The sequence below is a fragment of the Aeromonas sp. 95A genome, assembly GCF_051919235.1.
Taxonomy (GTDB): domain Bacteria; phylum Pseudomonadota; class Gammaproteobacteria; order Enterobacterales; family Aeromonadaceae; genus Aeromonas; species Aeromonas veronii.
Genome location: NZ_JBQBFC010000001.1, coordinates 4667199 through 4686291 on the forward strand (window position 1 = coordinate 4667199; position 19093 = coordinate 4686291).

Below are 19093 nucleotides of genomic sequence, written 5' to 3' on the forward strand. Positions count from 1 at the left end.
TCTCCGCTAGCTTGATCCAGCTCAGCCCCTGTTTTGCGCAAGCTCGTACAATGGCGCTCCTTTAGCGGAGGTGTCATGCAGTTACACGAACTCGTCAATACATTCGGTCAGGATCTCAAGCAGCGTCATGGTCAGAAGATCCACAAACTCTCCATCCACGGGGCCTTCACCTGCCCGAACCGTGACGGCACCCTGGGCCGTGGTGGCTGCACCTTCTGCAACGTATCCTCTTTTGCTGACGAGTCGGCTCAGCAACTCTCCGTGGTGCAACAACTGCTGGCTCGCCGGGACGAAGTCACCCGTGCCAAGCGCTATCTTGCCTATTTTCAGGCCTATACCAGCACCTATGCCGAGGTCGAATATCTGCAGCGGATGTATGAAGAGGCGCTGTCAGTGAGCGATATGGTGGGGCTCTGTGTGGGCACTCGTCCCGATTGCGTGCCGGATGCGGTGCTGGATCTGTTGGCGGGCTATCAGGCCCGGGGTTACGAGGTGTGGCTGGAGCTCGGGCTGCAAAGCGCCAACGACAAGACTCTGCAACGGATCAACCGCGGCCATGGTTATGCCGCCTATGAGGATGCGGTAAGACGTGCCCATCAGCGCGGCATCAAGGTATGTGCTCATCTGATCGTCGGCCTGCCGGGCGAAGTGCCGATGGACAGCCTCGATACCCTGCATCGCATCGTTGAGACCGGTGTTGAGGGGATCAAGTTGCATCCGCTTCATGTGGTAGAGGGCAGTACTCTCGGCAAGGCGTGGCAGGCGGGGCGCCTTGAGGTATTGACGCTGGAGCAGTATGTGGAAGCCGCTGTCGCCATGATCCAGCACACGCCGCCCGAGGTGGTGTATCACCGGATTTCGGCCTCCGCGCGCCGTCCAACTCTGTTGGCGCCAGCCTGGTGTGAAAATCGCTGGACGGCCATGGCGGATATTGCCAAAGCACTCTCATTGAGCGGCCCGCAAGGTCACGCGTTGGGCAGACCCTTCATACTTCCTGACCTATAATTGAGCACCAGATTATTATTTTCACGTAAAACATAGGGTTATATAAAAAACTTCATACCCTAAACTATAGTTTTGGTACGTGCCGGTTGATATAGTGGTGCGCCATAATAAATGTCATTATCAATTAACTCCGACATTCACCCTGATTGCAGTGTTAGCATGGTATTGATGAGCCGATTATTTTTACCAATAACGAATCATGCCGCCATTGCTGCTGTGCCGGGAAATTGGCGATGAGTGTCGCGATCTATCTGGACAGGTTTATCCCCTGATCAGTCTCATCAGCGGGAAGGCCACTCGGTTTTAGCGTGGCTATAGCAGGGAAATATGAGCGATGAACGCTCTTATCTACCTCATTTATGCAGTGACAGGATGCTATGCAAGCAGAAACAAGTCGTATTGATGAGTTATTGGAGTGTCTGGTCTTCTTGACCCGTTTTTATGGTGTGCCCAACAGTCAGGATGCCCTGACGACCGGGTTGCCACTGGTCTCCGGACGCCTGACAACCGCACTCTTTTGCCGTGCTGCCGAGCGGGGCGGGTTATCCGCCCGTGAAGTGATACAGCCACTGGCTGATATCTCTCCCTTGCTGCTGCCTTGTGTATTGCAGATGCGCAGTGGTGGCGCCTGCATTTTGCTGGAGTGGAACGAAGATCGCAGCCAGGGGAAAGTGATTTTCCCGCAGGCCGGTGATGCCGCGCAATGGCTGACTTCAGCCCAGTTGGGTGATGAGTATCTGGGGCGCCTCTTCTATGTAAAGAAGCAGTTCAAGTTTGACGAACGCTCGCCCAAGGTGCTTGAAACCCGTGATGGACACTGGTTCTGGAGCACCTTGTTCGAATCCCGCGGCATCTATCGCGATGTGCTGATCGCCTCCATTCTGATCAACCTGTTTGCCATCGCCAGCCCTCTTTTCACCATGAACGTCTATGACAAGATTGTGCCCAATCTGGCGTTTGATTCACTCTGGGTGCTGGCGGTCGGGGCTATGGTGGTCTTTACCTTTGATTTTGTGATGCGGCAGTTGCGCAGTTACTTTATCGATATCGCTGGCAAAAAGTCTGATGTGCTACTGTCCGCCAAGATTTTCGCCAAGGTGATGGGCATGAGGATGGAGTCTCGTCCCGCTTCCACTGGCGCGTTCGCAAAACATCTGCAGGAATTTGAATCGGTGCGGGAGTTTTTCACCTCCGCAACGGTTTCTACTCTTATCGATCTGCCCTTTGCCGTCTTCTTCCTTTTTATTATCTGGATGTTTGCAGGCGTAATGGTGGTGGTTCCCATCGTCGCCATGCTGATCCTCATCGCCTACAGCTTTTATATTCAGGAGCCCCTCAAGCAGTCCATCGAAGAAGGGTCGCGCCTTGCGTCCCAGAAGAACGCCAACCTGATTGAAAGTATTTCCGGGCTGGAAACCGTCAAGATTTTCGGCGCCGAGAGCATGTTCCAGCATCGCTGGGAACAGGCCGTTTCCCATATTTCCACCTGGGGCGTACAGACCCGCCGCATTACCAACTCCATGTCCTCGCTAGCCAGTTATATCCAGCAGGTGGTGACGGTCGGTCTGGTGATCGTCGGTGTTTACCAGATCTCAGAAGGTTTGGTCACCATGGGGGGCATGATTGCCGCCGTGATGCTCTCCAGCCGCGCCATTGCGCCCATGGTGCAACTCTCCGTGTTGTCGACCCGTTATAACCAGGCCAAGTCAGCACTGGATATTCTGGAAAAAATCATGCAAACCCCGGGGGAGCAGGAGGAGGGCAAGCAATATATCCATCATCCGGTGATTGCCGGTCGCATTGAATTTGAAAATGTATCCTTCAAATATCCGGGAATGGAAACCAGCACTCTGCACAATATCAATTTGCGCATTCAGCCGGGCGAAAAGGTGGCGATTATCGGCCGGATTGGGGCGGGTAAAACGACCCTCGAGAAGTTGTTGATGGGACTGTATCGACCGACCGATGGCTCGGTACGTATCGACGGCTTTGAACTCGATCAACTGCCACCTGCGGTGATCCGTCGCAATATCGGCTGTGTTCCGCAAGATGTCATTCTCTTTTTCGGATCGGTGCGGGACAACATCATGCTGGGTAATCCGCTGGTGGATGATGTGAGAGTCTTGCGCGCAGCCAAGCGGGCGGGTGTCACCAACTTTACCAACCGGGATCCTAACGGGCTGGATCGGCAGATAGGCGAGGGTGGCCGTCAGCTATCCGGTGGCCAGCGTCAGTCGATCCTGCTGGCACGCGCCCTGCTCAATGATCCCCCCATTCTGGTGATGGATGAGCCGACCTCCAACATGGACAACCAGTCCGAGATGCAGGTCAAACAGGAGCTCGCCAGACTGGGCCCGGAAACCACATTGATCCTCATCACTCACAAAACCTCGATGCTGGATGTGGCATCGCGAGTGATCGTTATCGAGCAGGGGCAGATCGTTGCTGATGGCCCCAAAGAGGTGGTGTTGCAGCAGTTGAAGGAAGGCAAGGTGCGCGTGCAGGAGGTGTCCCATGGTTAAGGGGCTCATGGACTGGTTCAAGCGCAGCAAAAAGATGCCTTCCGGCGAGGTATTGCCAGCACCCGAGCATCTGGAGTTTGTCGATGACGGCGCGGCAGCTGTACTGCTGACCACGCCGACCGGAGCTCGCATCCTGTTGTGGTGCTGTTTCCTCTTTTTCATGAGTGCCATCGTCTGGGCGGCCTGGGCCGAACTGGATGAAGTCACCGTGGGTCAGGGCAAGGTTATTCCATCCCGTCAGCTGCAGGTGATCCAGAACCTGGAAGGGGGGATCGTCAAAGAGATCTTCGTCAAAGAGGGAGATATCGTCGAAAAGGGGCAGCCGCTGCTGCGCATTGATGACACCCGTTTCCGCTCCGACTTTAGAGAACGGGAGCAAGAGGTCGTCACCCTGAAGGGGGATGTGGCCCGTCTGCGCGCCGAGATGGCCAGCGTCGAGGTGAAAAACGACCCGGCACTGGGGTGGCGTGAACAGGTCGTGGTAGGTGAAGCGCCAATCCAGTTTCCCGATGGTTATGAAACCGTCTTTGCCGAATACGCACACCGTGAGCGGTCTGTACAGCGGGATCGCCTCAATAACCTGAAGAACCAGCTCTATATTCTTGGTCAGCAAATCGAACAGAAAGAGCAGGAGCTGATTGAACTGAATGCCAAGATCCGCACCGTGAATCGCAGTGTGGATCTGGCCAGACAGGAACTGAATATTAGCCGCCCGTTGGCGAAAGAAGGTATAGTGCCTCAAGTGGAGCTAATCAAGCTGGAGCGGCAGGTCAACGAGATGCAGGGGGAGCTGGAGAGCAACCGTCTGCTGATCCCAAAACTCAATTCGGTACTGCGTGAGACCATCTCCAAGCGTAATGATATTGCGCTAAAATTCAGAGCAGACTCCCAGACTGAACTGAACGAGAAGCAGGGGCGACTTGGCCAGTTGTCAGAAGGGCAGGTTGGCTTGCGAGACAGGGTCGACAGGACCAGCGTGATTGCACCGCTCAAGGGCACCATCAAGAAGCTCAAGATCAACACCCTGGGCGGCGTGGTTCAGCCCGGCATGGATCTGATGGAGATTGTGCCGCTGGAGGATACTTTGCTGGTAGAAGCCAAGGTGTCACCGAAAGATATCGCCTTCCTGCGACCGGGGCTGGATGCCATCGTCAAGATTACTGCCTACGACTTTACAATCTATGGAGGATTGCATGGCAAGGTTGAACAGATAAGTGCGGATTCTATCCAGGATGAGGAGGGGAACTCCTTTTATCTGGTTCGTGTTCGAACAGAGAAGAGTTACTTGGGCGATGAGCTTAACGCACTTCCCATCATCCCCGGTATGTTAGCCAGTGCTGATATCATTACTGGTAAAAAAAGTGTCCTAGACTATTTGCTTAAGCCGATTTTACGGGCAAAGCAGTCGGCACTGAGAGAACGATAAGCCAACAATCTAAAAACAAAACATGACTGGAGATAACATGAAAAAAACGATTGTTGCCATGCTGGTCAGTGGCTGCATCCTGATCCCGAGTTTGGGTCAGGCCCAGACTCTGGAAGAGTCGGTGGCACAGACACTTGCTACGCATCCCAAGATAAAGGAAGCGTTTGATCTGTATCAGGCACGACTCTATCAGCATGATGGAGCCAAGGGTGGCTATTATCCTACGATCGATCTGCGTGGCGGCGTAGGCTATGAAAAAACTGATAGCCCTTCAACGCGTCGTGATCCAACTAGTGATGACTCGTTGACTCGCAAAGAGGCTGGACTCAGCCTGCGGCAAATGTTGTTTGATGGCTTTGATGTCAGCAACAACGTCTCCAGAACCGAAGCAGAAGCCAATGCCCAGCGTCTGGCGATGATCTCTGAAGCAGAGAATACCGCGCTTCGAGTAGCTGAGGTCTACCTCAATATGCTGCGTCAGCAGGAGATCCTGGAGCTTTCCAAACAGAACCTGGAAACCCACGAACAGATCCGCAGCGACATCAGCAAGCGGACTGATTCAGGGCTTGGCTCTACTGCGGATCAGACCCAGATTGAAGGTCGTGTTGCCAGGGCCTATTCAAATCAGGCTGCGGCTGAAAACAACTATCGCGACGCAGAGAGTGAATTTATTCGTGTCGTGAACGAGGTGCCCAAAGATCTGGTTCAGCCGGTTCCCAATACCGAACTTATCCCGACCAGCCTCGATAGTGCGCTGAAAACGGCGACCGAAGTCCACCCGACCCTGCTCTCTTCCCTGCAGGATATCGAAGCGGCCAAGTATCAACATGAAGGCGCCAAATCCGGTTTCTACCCGAATGTAACATTCGAGGTCGATCAGAACTGGAATGAGGATATCGATGCGGTAAAAGGGCGCAACGATGATCTGACCGCAATGGTGCGGATGCGTTACAACCTGTTCCGTGGCGGTTCTGATGTGGCAGAGAGCAATGCAACATCGGCGCTCTATTCTCAGGCGAAAGACATTCATTTGAATGCGTTCCGCCAAGTGGAGGAAGGCACTCGTCTGGCCTGGAACGCGAAAGAGTCGTTGGCCAAGCAAAAGACCTTCCTGAAAGAGCATGTTGACGCCAGCTATGACACCGTACAGGCGTACAAGAAGCAGTTTGGGTTGGGTCAACGGACATTGCTGGACGTATTGAACACCGAGAACGAACTGTTTGAGGCGCGTCGCAGCTATATCACTGCCGAGTATGATGCACTGCTGGCGGACTATCGCATTCTCAACGCGACAGGCAGCTTGCTCAATGCATTTAGCGTCAAACAACCCGCTGAATGGCAGGCCAGGCAATAACCGTTTGTTCATGATCCCGCAGGGATCATGAACGCCAACATGGTGACTGCTGCTGGCAGTCACCATGTTTGGCTAACGCAGGTTGTTGTACGGGCTTTGAGGAGTGCAGTAGTAATAATGCAGCAGGAATATGACGTGACACTCCAGCGTGGTACCGGTAGCCGATGGTGTTATCTTCTCAATGAATGGAGATACCGATCGCTACGCGCTTTGCGCCACTCCTTATGGATCCTGCTGTTACCCTTCTCACTTCTGCTCTGTGCCAGTCAGCCTCTGCCACAGGAAGATCTCAACTTGATCAAGCGGGCGGAGCAGACCTATGGCGCCAGAGCCGGCAAGCGTGTAACCAGTTGGCGTATGTTGGTCATGGAGACGAAGGGCAGGGCCCTGAGCGAAGAAAAAAAGCTTGAGCGGGTTAATAATTTTTTCAATCGGATGCGTTTTATTGACGATATCAAGTTGTGGCGCAAAAAGGATTATTGGGCAACCCCGCTGGAATTTTTGGGAGCCGCCGGGGGAGACTGTGAAGATTTCAGTATCGCCAAATACTCTACGCTGCTCGAGCTTGGGATCCCGGATGATAAAATGCGGATGGTGTACGTCAAGGCTCTTGATTACAACCAGTTTCACATGGTGGTGGCATATTATGAGACACCCTCTTCCGTTCCGGTGATTTTGGATAATTTGATAGGCTCGATTCGCCCTGCCACACAGCGGCGTGATCTGGTGCCTATTTACAGTTTTAACGGTAGTCACTTGTGGTTGATGAAGGCACGAGGCCAAGGGGAACTGGCTGGTCAATCATCCCGCTTGGGATTATGGAATGATTTACGCAATCGCATGACCTCGGGGCGATTGGCTCGGCCAGTGGTGAATTTGGATGATTAACCTATGACGCTCTATCGACAGTTATTAGCCACTATGCTGCTGCTGTTTGGATTGTTATTTGCGGCCACATACTGGGTGCAATTCAATTCAACCCGCACTTATCTGGCGCAGCAACAGGAAACAACGGTCATCAATACGGCAACCTCACTGGGGCTTGCGCTCACCCCCTATCTGGAAAACGGTGACAAGGTTGGTGCCGAGTCGGTGATCCAGGCCATTTTTGATGGTGGCTATTATCGACTGGTTCGCCTTGATCTGCTGGCATCAAAGGATGTCATCGAGCAGGAAAATACCAACAATATTCAGGGGGTGCCGCAGTGGTTTGTGAAATTGGGACTGTTTCCTGAGGTATCTAACGAGTCAATTCTGACGTCTGGCTGGTTGCAGCTTGGAAAATTAAAAGTAGTGGGTCACCCCGGCCAGGCTTATTACGAGTTGTGGCGTGGGATGAGTGAGCTGGCGAGCTGGTTTCTGGTCGGCTTTTTGATCACCACCATTTTGTTGATGAGAGCACTCAACTACTTGCTCAAGCCACTCAAACAGATCTGTGATCAAGCCGTAGAGATCGAGCTGCACCATTTCGGTCATACGATCCCGGAGCCTAAAACTCATGAATTGAAGCAGGTCGTTCAGGCGATCAACACCCTCTCAAGCAAGTTGGCGTTGCAGTTCAAAGAGCAAGCCGATGAGGCCGAGAAATTGCGTGAGCGGGTTTATGTCGATGCCGTGTCGGGGCTTGGCAACCGAGCCTATTTTGTGGGTCAGGTAAACGCATGGATAGCGGAGGCTGGCCAAGGTGGCGTCATGCTGGTTGCGGTCGACATGCTGGATGATATCTATCGCGATGAAGGCTTTGCTGCCCGTGACAACATGGTCAAATCGATAGCTCAGGCTTTGAAAGAGCAATTAAAAGGGTGGGATGGCGCCGCCTTGGCACGGATCTCCGCGACGGAATATGCGCTGCTCTGTCCAACTGACGATCTGACTCAGCTAAAAGAGTTGGCTGAAGTGATTAATAGCCGCATTGCTGATCTGGTGGTGAATCCAATGGGCGAAGGGGATGCGCTCTCCGTCATTGGTATTGCCGGTCGTGATGGCAATGATGATCTCTCTGCCTTGTTGACCAAAGCCGATAATGCGCTTGGCAAGGCGCGCAATGAACGCCGCGGTGCTGTGGTGATGGAAGGGGGGACTGAGCAAGGTTTGATGGGGCGTTTGGCCTGGCGAGATCTGGTACAAGATGCCATTTCACGTCAACTTTGGCGCTTCAAAGCCCAACCAGCTTGCCGGTTTGATAATGGAGCAAGGTTGCATGCCGAGCTGTTTGCTTCTATCTCTCGGGATGGCACAGATTATTTTGCCGGTCAGTTCTTGCCCGCGATTGAACAGTTCAAATTGGGGGGCGAGTTTGACCAGGCGGTGCTTGATGCTTGCGTTCCATTACTGCAAAAACAGTCTGATCTGGTACTGGCGATCAACATCACTGCTGGCTCGCTCTGCTCGGATGAGTTTTTAACCTGGCTGACGCGCTATCTGACCGAACATGCAGAGCTCAAAGAGCGGTTGTTATTTGAAATACCTGAAGCTGCCATCATGAAACATAAAGACAACGTGGCTGCGTTGGTGGGCACCTTGCAAGCTCATGGCTTCCAGTGGGGGGTTGACCACTATGGTCGTCACTTCCAGTCTCTGGGCTATCTGGAGGAGTTGTCGCCTGCTTATGTCAAGGTCGATCACGGTTATACCAGTCAGGTCATGGAGCCGGGGGCAGACACCTCATTCCTGGCAGCAGTGTGTCGCGCCGCACACAATGCCGGTGTGACCACCATTGCGACCCGTGTCGAGGATCAACATCAAGTGGAACTGCTTTCCAAGTTGCATATCGATGGTTACCAGGGATTTGTTCATCCTGCCTTCCCATTATCTTGAACTAAATGCTGAAAATGGCCCCGATAGGGGCCTTTTTATCCATTCAGGCGAGATCGACAGTCTTCACGGATGTATTAAGTTGGCGCTTTTAGGGACCAGAGTGATATCAGTAATGACAAGGGGGCTTTCAAGCCCCCTCGATATTTTAGATATAGATGCAGACATCAAAGTGGTTTCGTATTTTCCATCATTTGCCTATTTTGGCTGCTGTTCGGCCCCTGACAGCTCGATCTGCACATTCACCCCTTCGCTCTTGAGCTTGGTGGCGATGGCGTTGAGATCGGTGCCCGATTTGGCCTCCAGCAGGGCGATGCCGCCGCTGCTCTGCTTGAAGTTCAAGCCGTGGCGAGTCGCCAGCGCCTTGGCGCTGGCATCGTCAGCTTCCACCAGCAGGGTGCCGCTTACAGTCAGCTCCGGGCTGGCGGCCCCTTGCATCAACACGTCACCGCGGCGCAGGGTCTGTTGCGGGACCTTGCTGTCAAGGCTGCGGGCGACCCGCTTCTTGCTGCCGTTGTCAGGAATGAGGTAGGTCTGGCCGTTCACCTCTATGGTGCTGTACTGCTTGCCATCCATGGTGATGGACTCCTGTGCGCAGAGCTGTCCCGAGAGGGGGGCCAGCAGGGTTGCCAGAAGCAAGGTAACAGGTTTGTTCATGGTAATACTCCTAGCGTGTTAGCTGCGGTTGGCATCGTGACCCAGGACCCGCAGGGACCATGAGATCAGCTTGCCCGGTTGGCGATTGTTGCGCTCGGTCAGGGTGGTACGCTCACGAGTCTCGCGATTGAGCAGAGAGACCTGACGGGTACCGTTGGCAACATCGGTTACTTCCAGTCGCCATGTGCCTTGCGCCGATTCGCCGTAGAACTTGTTGGATAGCATCCGCATGTCGCGCAATCCCTTGGTTCGTACAAAGCCCAGCTGCTGCTGGTCGAGAGATTGGCCGACCAGGCTGTTGAAGGGGCTCAGCAGGATGCTGCGGGTGCCGGCGGGGGAGACCAGTTCGATCAGCAGATCGGGCAGACGCTGGTGATCCAGGCTCACCATCACCTGAACCGCTTCTACCGTCAATGGTGTCGCGATGCGGGTTGTTGAGCTGGTCGGGCTGTTGCCCACATCCGCAATGGCGGCGGCACTGCCGGTGACATTGATCTTCTGCCATGGCAGCTGTACCAGCGGGGGCAGGGGCTGGTGATTGGCAGCCAGCTCAAGGGCCTTGTTGACGTCGATCAGACCAAAACCGTAAGTGGGGCTGAACCACATGCCGGCGGCATTGCGCTCCCACCCTTCCAGCCCTTTCACATCACGCACCTTGCCGGTGCTGCTGGTGTAGCTGACCATCACAGGTTTCTGTGTGGCATCGACCCGGGTTGCGCTGCGCGCCAGCAGATCCCGCAGGTCACGTACCGACAGATCCGGGTAGGCGGACATCAGCAGCGCCATGGCGCCGGAGGTGCTGGGGGTGGCGGAGGAGGTGCCGTTCATCACGCCGTTGTAGTCGCAGCTGGCATCCAGTTGCGGGTTGCCGTGCAGCCGGTTGGTGCTGGGATCGTCGGTGCGGTTGTAACCCATGTCGCAGCCGGGCAGATCCGTGGTCACCATCGCCGGAGAGTCGGTACCGTACTCGCCGCCGGTCGCGCTCAGGAAGATGTTGCTGCCGACGCTGGAGTAGGAGGATCTGACGCCATCGGCGTTGAGAGCGCTTACCACCAGGTTCCAGAAGTTGCTGTTGGAGGGATCGAGGTTGCTGTTTTCAAACGGCAATTTGGGGCCATTGCCGGTGCGGTTAAGCACATAGCCGCCCGCCGCTATCTTGTTGAAGCCGTTGCCGGCAGCCTTGATATAGGCCGCGCCCTGCGCCTTGAGGGTCTGCTGTTCAAACAGGCGATCAAGCTGGGATTGATCCAGAGAGTTGGCAGAGCGGGGATCCACCACACTCATGCCGTAGCTCTGGTTGAACACCCGGTTGTCGCGGCTGGCATCGCTGTCGCCAAGGGCGTAGAGCCAATCTTTCTGCAACTGTTGGCTGTTGTCATCCAGCAGGTTGAAACCCTGCAACTGGGCTCGCGGGGCAATCCCCTTGGTCCCGATGGCGTTGTCCACCGCCGCAATAATGCCGGAGACCGAGGTGCCGTGGGCCGTATCCGGATCGGTCGGTGTCGGGTCATCGCTGCCGGTCACCACGTTTTTCGAACCCGGACGCACGTTGTCCGCCAGATCCGGATGGGCGATGGCCAGACCATCATCCACCACGGCCACATTGACTCCCTGGCCCAGCACGCCGGTGCGATGAGCCCACCAGAGGTTGAGATCATTGCCCGCTATACCGCCACGGGCGCTGAATCCATCCTGGCCGCTGTTGAGCAGATACCACTGCTGATCCTGCAGGGGATTGGCACCTGGCAGGCAGCGCTCGGTGCTGCTGCGTCCGATATCCATGCCGCTCTCCTTGCCGGTGAGCGGCGCACAACCTTCATTTGCCTGAACGAGCGCACTGGGCAGGGTCGACAGCAGTGCTGTGATCGCCAGTGCTAACGATGTTTGCTTCATTATTTTTTTAACTCCATCTTGGATCGCACCATCCTGAGTGCGACGGAAATCTATACACGGGTGGCAGGGGTTCAAAAAGAGCCATTTTCAAAAAACGCAATGAGGTTCAAAGAAATCCGATCTGGTTTATGGTAGGTATTCCAATGACGCTGGTTATGTGTTCTATTGAGAATGGTTCTCACCGCCCACTACTGATCTTTTTATCTGTAATTCACTCCTCTCGCGACTCTCCTTCGCCGCAGCCATCCCGATTCGGGACAATCCCGAGGGGAGCTCGTGCGCTCTTGAACGTGAGCGGCATGGTTGTGTGTGCCAACGTGAGAGCCGCTATGCATTCGGGGATGACAGCAAGGGTGATGAGGTGGAACCAGCAGTTTATTGCTTGGCGGCGGTGGATGGCTCTGTTATGGTAATTGAAATGGCCGTTTGGATGGCTAGATTGCTGCGGTGTGAAGGGCGTTACTTCTGAGGGCGGCCCCGCCGCAGGCCCATAGCTTGATGCGTACCTGACAGGGAGTCCCTATGCCGTTTCGTTCCTTCTTACCTTCTTCTTGCACTGCTTCCTTGCGTGCCACTGCTGGCGCCAGCACCTTTATTGCCGCGATGGCGGTCGGGAGCCTCTCTTTTTCCGCGGTTGCCGCCGATGCGTCCTTGCCGACCAAACAGGAGATTGTGATTGGTACTACGGTGGGGGATTTTGCCGACATGGTGACCGACTCCATCAAGCCGCAGCTGGAGGCCAAGGGGTATAAGGTCAAGCTGGTGGAGTTCACCGACTATGTGACTCCCAATATTGCTCTGGCTGACGGATCACTGGATGTGAACTGCTTCCAGCACAAACCTTATCTGGAGAGTTTTGCCAAAGATCGCGGCTTGTCGCTGGCACCCATTACCCAAGTGCCAACTGGCCCGATGGGGCTCTACTCCGGCAAGCTGGCGGCACTCGACAAGGTGAAAAAGGGGAGCACGGTGGCCATCCCCAACGATCCCACCAATCAGGCGCGGGCTCTGCTGATGTTGCAGGATCTCGGTTGGCTGACCCTCAAGGAGGGGATCAACCCGCTCAAGGCGAGCGAGTTTGATGTGGTGAACAATCCGCACAATCTCAAGCTGGTGTTGCTGGAGGCGGCGCAACTGCCCCGCTCGCGCGAGGATGTGGACTTCTCGGTGATCAACGGTAATTTTGCCGCCTCCAGCGGAATCCCGTTCACTGAAGGACTGTTTCTGGAGCGCAGCTACGATTTTATCAATTGGGTGGTGGTGAAAAGCGCAGATGCGGATCAGCCGTTTGCCAAAGATGTGGCGGCAGCCTACAACTCGGCGGCTTTCAAAGCCTATGCAGCCAAGCGTTTCGTCGGCTACAAGTACCCGCAAGGGTGGGGTGGCTAACTGTCGTGAACGTGGCCGGCTATACAACGAAAAACGCCCCGAATTCGGGGCGTTTTTTATGGTATCAAGCCATCAACGGGCGCTTCACTGGTTGCGATAGAAGCGGTTCAGCTCGTTCATCACCTGGATCATGGCGCCCATATCCGGGGTGCCGTGCTTGATCGGGCGATAGCTGTTGCGCTCCAGCAGTTCGAAGTCACCTTGCTTGTTGAAGTGGGTGATGGTCTCCCCTTCATAGATGGCGAAGTCATTCTGATCCCCGGCCAGCAGCCAGTTGCGCGGGCTGGTATCAAACAGCGAGCGGCCAACGCTGTAATCGCGCGCCGGATTGCGCACGCCCAGCATCCCCTGCATCAGGGTCGGCGCCAGATCGAAATGGCTGCTCGGTTGCTCCCGAACGTCACTGCCGCGCCCCGGCCAGGCCAGTACCAGCGGTACCTGCACCTGATAGGGTGAGTAGTTGCTGCCTGCGCCCCAGCTGTTGCTGCGGGTGTCGTTGAACTCCTGACCGTGGTTGGAGGTGATGACGACGATGGTGTTGCTGTCCATCCCCTGCGACTGCAATTTGGTCAGCATCTGTTCAAGCAACTGGTCGGTATAGAAGACCGAGTTCTTGTAGCGGTTCTCGAGTTTTTGCAGGTTCTCCGCCCGATAGGCGGTCGCCGGATTGAAGTTGGCGAGCTCCGGTTGGAACGGCCCCTTCATGGTGGCGGGTAACTGGTAGTCGCCTGGGCTCGAGAGATAGACCAGCGAGAACCAGGGACGCTCGGGAGAGCGCTTCTCCAGCCACTGTTGCCAGTCGGTCAGCAGCTTGCCATCGTCACTCTGCTCTGAGACAAACACCTGTTTGCGCAGACCGGCGAGGATGCTCTTGCGATACTTCTGGGCATCTTCCATCGCGCCGAACAGCCCGAACTGGTAATCCTGGCGCAGCATCTCATCGAACAGCACCGGCGGACGCTTGTCGCTGCTGATGTCCTTGTAGTAGTGACCGGGCAACCCGTAGAAGAGGCTGAACATGCCCATCAGGTCGTCGTTGCTGCCACTCAGGTGATTGCGGAACGTCAGATGCTGATCCGCATAGCGCTGCAGATTGGGCATGTTGATGTTGTTGAGCATGTCAAAGCGCAGCGAATCGACCACCACAATCAGCAGATTGTTGTGAGTCAGGGGGGCGTTGACGTTGAGCGGGCGCAGCGGATAGTGCATCCGGCTGTCGCTGTTATCCCCCTGGGAGGCCGCCTGCTTCTCGTACTGATCCAGATCCAGCCAGCCATGTTTGGCCAGGAAGGAGCGGGCCGTCATGGGGTAGGAGAGGGGGAAGTTGGCTCTCTGCATGGTGATCGGCTGATAGAGGGTCGCATCCGCCCAGCTGTTGACCACGTGGGTTAGAATAAAGCAGATCAGCAGGGCCAGCCCCACCTGATTGCCGTACTGGCGGCGCTTGCGCTTGTTGATCTTGCGCCAGACATAGGCCGACAGCAGCAGTTGCAGCAGGAAGATGGTGGGCACGGCAACGAAGATGATGCTCCAGATTGAGCCCTCTTCGGTTTGCGCCTGATCCAGCAGCAACTGCCATACCTGACTGTTGAGGTGGAACTTGAACAGCCGGAATACCTGGGTGTCGATCAGCAGCAGCACCAGCGCCAGGGTGGCGATGATGGCCGAGATGAACCGCAACGACTTCTCCTTGGGCAGCACGAAGCTGAGCGGGAAGATCGTCAACAGGTAGGTGACAAAACTCAGAAACGAAAAGTGGCCAATCCAGCTTACAACGAGGTAGATCACGCCAAGCGTGGTCGATGGCCAGCTGATGGCACCCAGATAACGGGTGGCGATGAGCATGGCCAGAATAATGTTGAAGAAGGAGAACCAATGCCCCCAGGTGATCAGGCGAGAGACATTATCACGATAGGGGTTACCGGTTTCGACCATAGTGATCCATCTGCGTTGAGAAACGTCAAATCAACAGAGTCGGGGACTCAGTGTGCGTCGTGGCGATTATCGACCGATGCGGTCAGGGCCTGGACAAACTTTTCAGTGATGGCCTGGCGCTGGGCCGGTGCCATACCGTTGATGATATTGGTGGTCAGATTGCCAAGCACCATAAGGCTGAGATCTACCGGCGCTTTATGCTTTTCCAGCGCGGTGATCAGGTCGTTCATCAGGGCGTCAAATTGCTCGTTATTGTACTTTGATACGATAGGCATAATCTTCAGTTCATCTCGGTTCAAAGCGCCTTATAATACTTCACCCTTTCGGCTAACACTATGGCTTTGTGACATGAGTCTCGATATCGACAAGATCATTCTTCACTCCTTGCGCCAGGGCGGCGATGGTCAACCCCACGCCGATACCCGCAGCCAGACCCTGCTCCCTGATGAGGCGGTACAGGGACTGATGGCGGAACTGCATCGGATCTACAACGGCAAGGGTGGCAAGGGCTTTGGCTTCTTTGCTGACCCCGAGGCCGCCGTCGCCGAGCTGGCCGACGGTGAAGAGGCTCCCAAGCAGCCTTCACCCGCGTTTCGTATCGCCCTCGAACAGCTGCTCGACGAGCAGACCGAATTCGTTCCCTTCTCGGTCACCGTGACCCAGATGCTGGTCAAGCAGCTGGTGGAGCACGCCCTCGATGAGCAAGGGGTGCTGCTGTTTGCCAAATATAACTACGTCGGGGTCGATTATCTGCTGATTGCCCTGCTGGAGGGCAAGGAGAGCGTCACCGTCAGCGAAGCGCTGGAATTGCGCCATATCCAGTATCTGGATATCGGCAAACTCAATCTGGTGGCCCGCATTGATTTGACCGAATGGAAAACCCAACCTGATTCGCGCCGTTATATCACCTTCAGCAAGGGGCGCATTGGTCGCAAACTGGGCGACTTCTTTATGGATCTGCTGGGCGCCCGCGAGGGCATGGATGCCAAGGTACAAAATAAAGGCTTGCTGCAGGCGGTCGAAGATTATTGCGACAGTCGTCAGCTCGAACCGACCGAGCGCAATGACTATAAAAAGCAGGTCTTCAAATATTGCACCGAACAGGCGAGTGCCGGTGAAGAGATCGAAATCAAGGAGTTGTCTGCAGAATTGCCTGGCGACGGTGACCTCGATTTTTACAGCTTTATCGGTCAGGAGTATGAGCTGGAAGAGCGCTTCCCGGCGGATCGCTCTACCCTGCGTGGTTTGACCAAGTTTGTTGGCTCCGGCGGCGGTCTGACTCTGAGCTTTGAGCAAAGCTGCTGAACAGCCGGATCTTTTACGACCCTCAGACCGACACCCTGACCATCAAGGGTGTGCCGCCCAATCTTAAGGATCAGCTGCTGCGCCAGTCGTAGTCATGCTCCCGAGTGTGATCAGGTCGTCATTTCTCGCAAAAAGAGACTCCGCCCCGGCGGGGTCTCTTTTTTTATTGCGCCGGGCAGACCTCGAAACTGGCGCGGTACTTTGTTAACAAATCAAACAAAATAAACCATCTGAAAGGGTTTTCATTGAGGTGAAAACCCTTTCACTCGTGAAATTTTATTTCATTTTGGTAATTATTATTCTGTGGTTGTCTGGAATTAAGCCGATAAATGGCCGTAATTCCCTGAAATAAGAAAATGTTTTCAAAACTTTCTGGAAGGAAATACGTAATTGCATTTCAAAAATGCGAGTTGCGTCATGTGAGCCGTTTGCCGCTTGGGATAATATTCATCTCGCACACAATGCTCTTACAGCGCGGAACTAATACAAGGAAAGGCTCATGAAAAAGAAATTGCTGTCATCCCTGATCGGTCTGGCCACTCTTGGCGTCGCTTGCTCTGCTACTGCTGCCATCGATGAAGGCCAGCTGACCATCTGGATCAACGGTGACAAGGGATACAACGGTCTGGCTGAAGTGGGTAAGAAGTTTGAAGCAGAAACCGGCATCAAGGTTACTGTGGCTCACCCGGATCAGGTTGAAGTGAAATTCCAGCAAGCCGCCGCCACTGGCAACGGCCCGGACATCTTCTTCTGGGCTCACGACCGTTACGGTGAGTGGGTCAAAGCCGGTTTGCTGGTTCCGGTAACGCCGAACGCTGCCACCAAAGGCAAATTTGAACAGCTGGCATGGGATGCCATGACTGTTGATGGCAAAACCTATGGTTACCCGGTTGCCATGGAAGCTGTCAGCCTGATTTATAACAAGGACCTGCTGCCCGAGCCGCCGAAAACCTTCGAAGAGATCGCCAAGATTGACGAGACTCTGAAGAAAAACGGCAAGCGCGCCATCATGTGGGCTTATGACACCCCGTACTTCAGCTATCCGCTGGTGGCTGCCAACGGTGGTTACGCCTTCAAGAAAACCGCTACCGGTTATGACGTCAAAGATACCGGCGTGAACAACGCAGGTGCCAAGATGGGCGTGGGCTACATCTCCGAGATGATCAAGTCCGGTCACCTGGAAAAAGGCATCGACTACGGTGTGATGGACGCCAAGTTCAACAAGGGCGAAGTGGCCATGATGATCAACGGTCCCTGGGCCTGGAGCAACCTGGACAAGAGCGGCATCAAGTACGGCGTAGCGCCGCTGCCGACCCTGAACGGCAAGCCGGCCAAAGCCTTCGTTGGCGTACTGGGTGCCACCATCAACGCCGCCAGCCCGAACAAGGATCTGGCTATCGAGTTCCTGGAAAACTACCTGCTGACCGATGCCGGTCTGGCGCCGGTTAACGCCGACAAGCCGCTGGGTGCCGTTGCGCTGAAATCCTTCCAGAAGACCCTGGAATCCGATCCGCACATCAAGGCCACCATGCTGAACGCCCAGGCTGGCGAGCCGATGCCATCCGTTCCCGAGATGAGCCGTTTCTGGTCTTCCTTCGAAACTGCCCTCAAGAACGTGACCTCCGGCCGTCAGGGTGTTGACGAAGCTCTGGATACCGCTGCCAAGCGTATCGTTCAGTAAGCACGCACTACCCGGGAGGCCGTCATGGCCTCCCACTCTCTCAAATCTCTCTTGGCGTTATAAAGGTTAATTGGCATGGAAGTAGTACCTTCTGTTGAGTCCTATGCCGGTCCGAAGGATAAGCACACCTGGCTTAAGTGGACCATAGCGGCCCTGGTTGCCATCCTCAACGGCTACGCAGCCGTGATGATGTACGCCAGTGGCGAGTGGGTATTCGCGCTGCTGGATCTGGTGGTGGTTTCCGTCGGTCTGTATGTCTTCATGAACAAGAAGACCTATGCCCATCGCTACATCTTTCCGGGTGTTGCGGGCATGGTTGTGTTTATCATCTTCCCTCTTGCCTACACCATTGGCATTGCCTTCACCAACTATTCGGGGTCCAACTTGCTCTCCGTGGAGCAGGCGCGGGACTACCACCTGAAGAAAACCTACAAGGTGGCGGGCGGTGAATTCGATTTTACCCTGCTGGGTGGCGACAATGGCCAGTTCCAGCTGCTGCTGACACAGGATGATCAATCCTTTATCAGCCAACCTGTTTCCCTGATGACCAACAAGGCCCGTGAGCTGGCGTCCCGCGAGGGCCGTGTGCAGAACACCCAGCAAGTGGTCGAGCTGCAGCCCTTCACTGGCGAAGCTGCCAGCAAGGCCGCACCGATCCGCGCCATTGTTGAGCATCGTACTCATCTGAGTGACCTTGATCTGGTACTGCCGGATGGCGGTACCCACCTGACCCTGAGCAGTCTGCGCAAGTTTGCCGCCCAGAAGCAGCACTACACCCGTCTGATGGATGGTGCCGTGCTCAAGTCCGGCGTGGTGATCAAAGACAGCAACCTGCTGCGTGATACCCAGAATGGCGAGCTGATGCTGCCCAATGGTGAGACCGGCTTCTATCAGTACATCGACGAACAGGGTCAGTTTGTCGGCAAGGGCATTGCTCCGGGCTTTGTGGTGAGCGTCGGTTGGAAGAATTTCGCGCGCATCGTCACCGATCCGGGCATCCAGTCACCCTTCCTGCAGATCTTCATCTGGACCGTGATCTTCTCAACCTGCTCCGTCGCTTTCACCTTGGCTATCGGCATGGTGCTGGCCTGTCTGGTGCAGTGGGAAGAGCT

At 55.1% G+C, this 19093-nt stretch carries 12 protein-coding genes and 2 pseudogenes; 10 read left to right on the forward strand and 4 right to left on the reverse strand.

Translation table 11 applies throughout. From position 1 onward, the window contains the following. Positions 1-75: 75 nt before the first annotated feature. From ACTG2U_RS21335 to ACTG2U_RS21360, 6 genes are all read left to right on the forward strand, one after another. On the forward strand, positions 76-1005 hold the full coding sequence (locus ACTG2U_RS21335; protein ID WP_005337371.1) for a TIGR01212 family radical SAM protein: 930 nt from the start codon (positions 76-78) through the stop codon (positions 1003-1005). Between the two features lie 377 nt (positions 1006-1382). Next, the gene (locus ACTG2U_RS21340; RefSeq protein ID WP_106843946.1) at positions 1383-3527 is read left to right on the forward strand and encodes a type I secretion system permease/ATPase; all 2145 of its coding nucleotides are present in this window, start codon (positions 1383-1385) and stop codon (positions 3525-3527) included. Then, the gene (locus tag ACTG2U_RS21345; protein ID WP_335812239.1) at positions 3520-4953 is read left to right on the forward strand and encodes an HlyD family type I secretion periplasmic adaptor subunit; all 1434 of its coding nucleotides are present in this window, start codon (positions 3520-3522) and stop codon (positions 4951-4953) included. The genes ACTG2U_RS21340 and ACTG2U_RS21345 overlap by 8 nt, the downstream gene beginning before the upstream one ends. 37 nt (positions 4954-4990) lie before the next feature. After that, positions 4991-6307 (forward strand): TolC family outer membrane protein, encoded by a 1317-nt coding sequence (locus tag ACTG2U_RS21350; RefSeq protein ID WP_058059334.1) that lies wholly within the window; start codon positions 4991-4993, stop codon positions 6305-6307. A 135-nt stretch (positions 6308-6442) separates the two neighbouring features. Next, entirely contained in the window at positions 6443-7195 is a 753-nt protein-coding gene (locus ACTG2U_RS21355) for a transglutaminase-like cysteine peptidase (protein ID WP_005350994.1), read from the forward strand. Between the two features lie 3 nt (positions 7196-7198). Then, positions 7199-9124, forward strand: coding sequence for an EAL domain-containing protein (locus ACTG2U_RS21360; RefSeq protein ID WP_088869235.1), 1926 nt, complete (start codon positions 7199-7201; stop codon positions 9122-9124). A 195-nt stretch (positions 9125-9319) separates the two neighbouring features. Here ACTG2U_RS21360 and ACTG2U_RS21365 read toward each other — a convergent pair whose 3' ends face one another. Beyond that, a complete protein-coding gene (locus tag ACTG2U_RS21365) occupies positions 9320-9778 on the reverse strand; it encodes a serine protease chaperone (RefSeq protein ID WP_064342001.1) in 459 nt (152 codons plus the stop codon). Positions 9779-9796: 18 nt separating this feature from the next. Continuing rightward, positions 9797-11671, reverse strand: a complete 1875-nt coding sequence (gene asp, locus ACTG2U_RS21370; RefSeq protein WP_429011491.1) for a serine protease Asp — start codon at positions 11669-11671, stop codon at positions 9797-9799. A 603-nt stretch (positions 11672-12274) separates the two neighbouring features. Here asp and ACTG2U_RS21375 point away from each other — a divergent pair. After that, positions 12275-13060, forward strand: a complete 786-nt coding sequence (locus ACTG2U_RS21375) for a MetQ/NlpA family ABC transporter substrate-binding protein (protein WP_429011565.1) — start codon at positions 12275-12277, stop codon at positions 13058-13060. Between the two features lie 84 nt (positions 13061-13144). Here ACTG2U_RS21375 and ACTG2U_RS21380 read toward each other — a convergent pair whose 3' ends face one another. Both ACTG2U_RS21380 and ACTG2U_RS21385 read right to left on the reverse strand, forming a co-directional pair. After that, the gene (locus ACTG2U_RS21380) at positions 13145-14995 is read right to left on the reverse strand and encodes a DUF3413 domain-containing protein (protein WP_439973842.1); all 1851 of its coding nucleotides are present in this window, start codon (positions 14993-14995) and stop codon (positions 13145-13147) included. 47 nt (positions 14996-15042) lie between these two features. Further along, on the reverse strand, positions 15043-15270 hold the full coding sequence (locus ACTG2U_RS21385) for a YejL family protein (RefSeq protein ID WP_005333874.1): 228 nt from the start codon (positions 15268-15270) through the stop codon (positions 15043-15045). Positions 15271-15343: 73 nt separating this feature from the next. Here ACTG2U_RS21385 and yejK point away from each other — a divergent pair. The 3 genes and pseudogenes from yejK to malF all read left to right on the forward strand — a co-directional run. Beyond that, positions 15344-16392 (forward strand): annotated as a pseudogene (gene yejK, locus ACTG2U_RS21390) (nucleoid-associated protein YejK). Between the two features lie 407 nt (positions 16393-16799). Continuing rightward, positions 16800-17981 carry a maltose/maltodextrin ABC transporter substrate-binding protein MalE gene (malE, locus tag ACTG2U_RS21395; protein ID WP_005333871.1) on the forward strand — a complete coding sequence of 394 codons (1182 nt, stop codon included), beginning with the start codon at positions 16800-16802 and terminating at the stop codon, positions 17979-17981. 75 nt (positions 17982-18056) lie between these two features. Beyond that, positions 18057-19093: pseudogene (gene malF, locus ACTG2U_RS21400) on the forward strand (maltose ABC transporter permease MalF); the annotation flags it as partial.

What these genes read in the sequence shown, in the direction of transcription:
- ACTG2U_RS21335 (WP_005337371.1), top strand. Translation starts at nt 76, where the DNA reads ATGCAGTTACACGAACTCGTCAATACATTCGGTCAGGATCTCAAGCAG.
- ACTG2U_RS21340 (WP_106843946.1), top strand. Translation starts at nt 1,383, where the DNA reads ATGCAAGCAGAAACAAGTCGTATTGATGAGTTATTGGAGTGTCTGGTC.
- ACTG2U_RS21345 (WP_335812239.1), top strand. Translation starts at nt 3,520, where the DNA reads ATGGTTAAGGGGCTCATGGACTGGTTCAAGCGCAGCAAAAAGATGCCT.
- ACTG2U_RS21350 (WP_058059334.1), top strand. Translation starts at nt 4,991, where the DNA reads ATGAAAAAAACGATTGTTGCCATGCTGGTCAGTGGCTGCATCCTGATC.
- ACTG2U_RS21360 (WP_088869235.1), top strand. Translation starts at nt 7,199, where the DNA reads ATGACGCTCTATCGACAGTTATTAGCCACTATGCTGCTGCTGTTTGGA.
- ACTG2U_RS21365 (WP_064342001.1), bottom strand. Translation starts at nt 9,778, where the DNA reads ATGAACAAACCTGTTACCTTGCTTCTGGCAACCCTGCTGGCCCCCCTC.
- asp (WP_429011491.1), bottom strand. Translation starts at nt 11,671, where the DNA reads ATGAAGCAAACATCGTTAGCACTGGCGATCACAGCACTGCTGTCGACC.
- ACTG2U_RS21375 (WP_429011565.1), top strand. Translation starts at nt 12,275, where the DNA reads ATGGCGGTCGGGAGCCTCTCTTTTTCCGCGGTTGCCGCCGATGCGTCC.
- ACTG2U_RS21380 (WP_439973842.1), bottom strand. Translation starts at nt 14,995, where the DNA reads ATGGTCGAAACCGGTAACCCCTATCGTGATAATGTCTCTCGCCTGATC.
- ACTG2U_RS21385 (WP_005333874.1), bottom strand. Translation starts at nt 15,270, where the DNA reads ATGCCTATCGTATCAAAGTACAATAACGAGCAATTTGACGCCCTGATG.
- malE (WP_005333871.1), top strand. Translation starts at nt 16,800, where the DNA reads ATGAAAAAGAAATTGCTGTCATCCCTGATCGGTCTGGCCACTCTTGGC.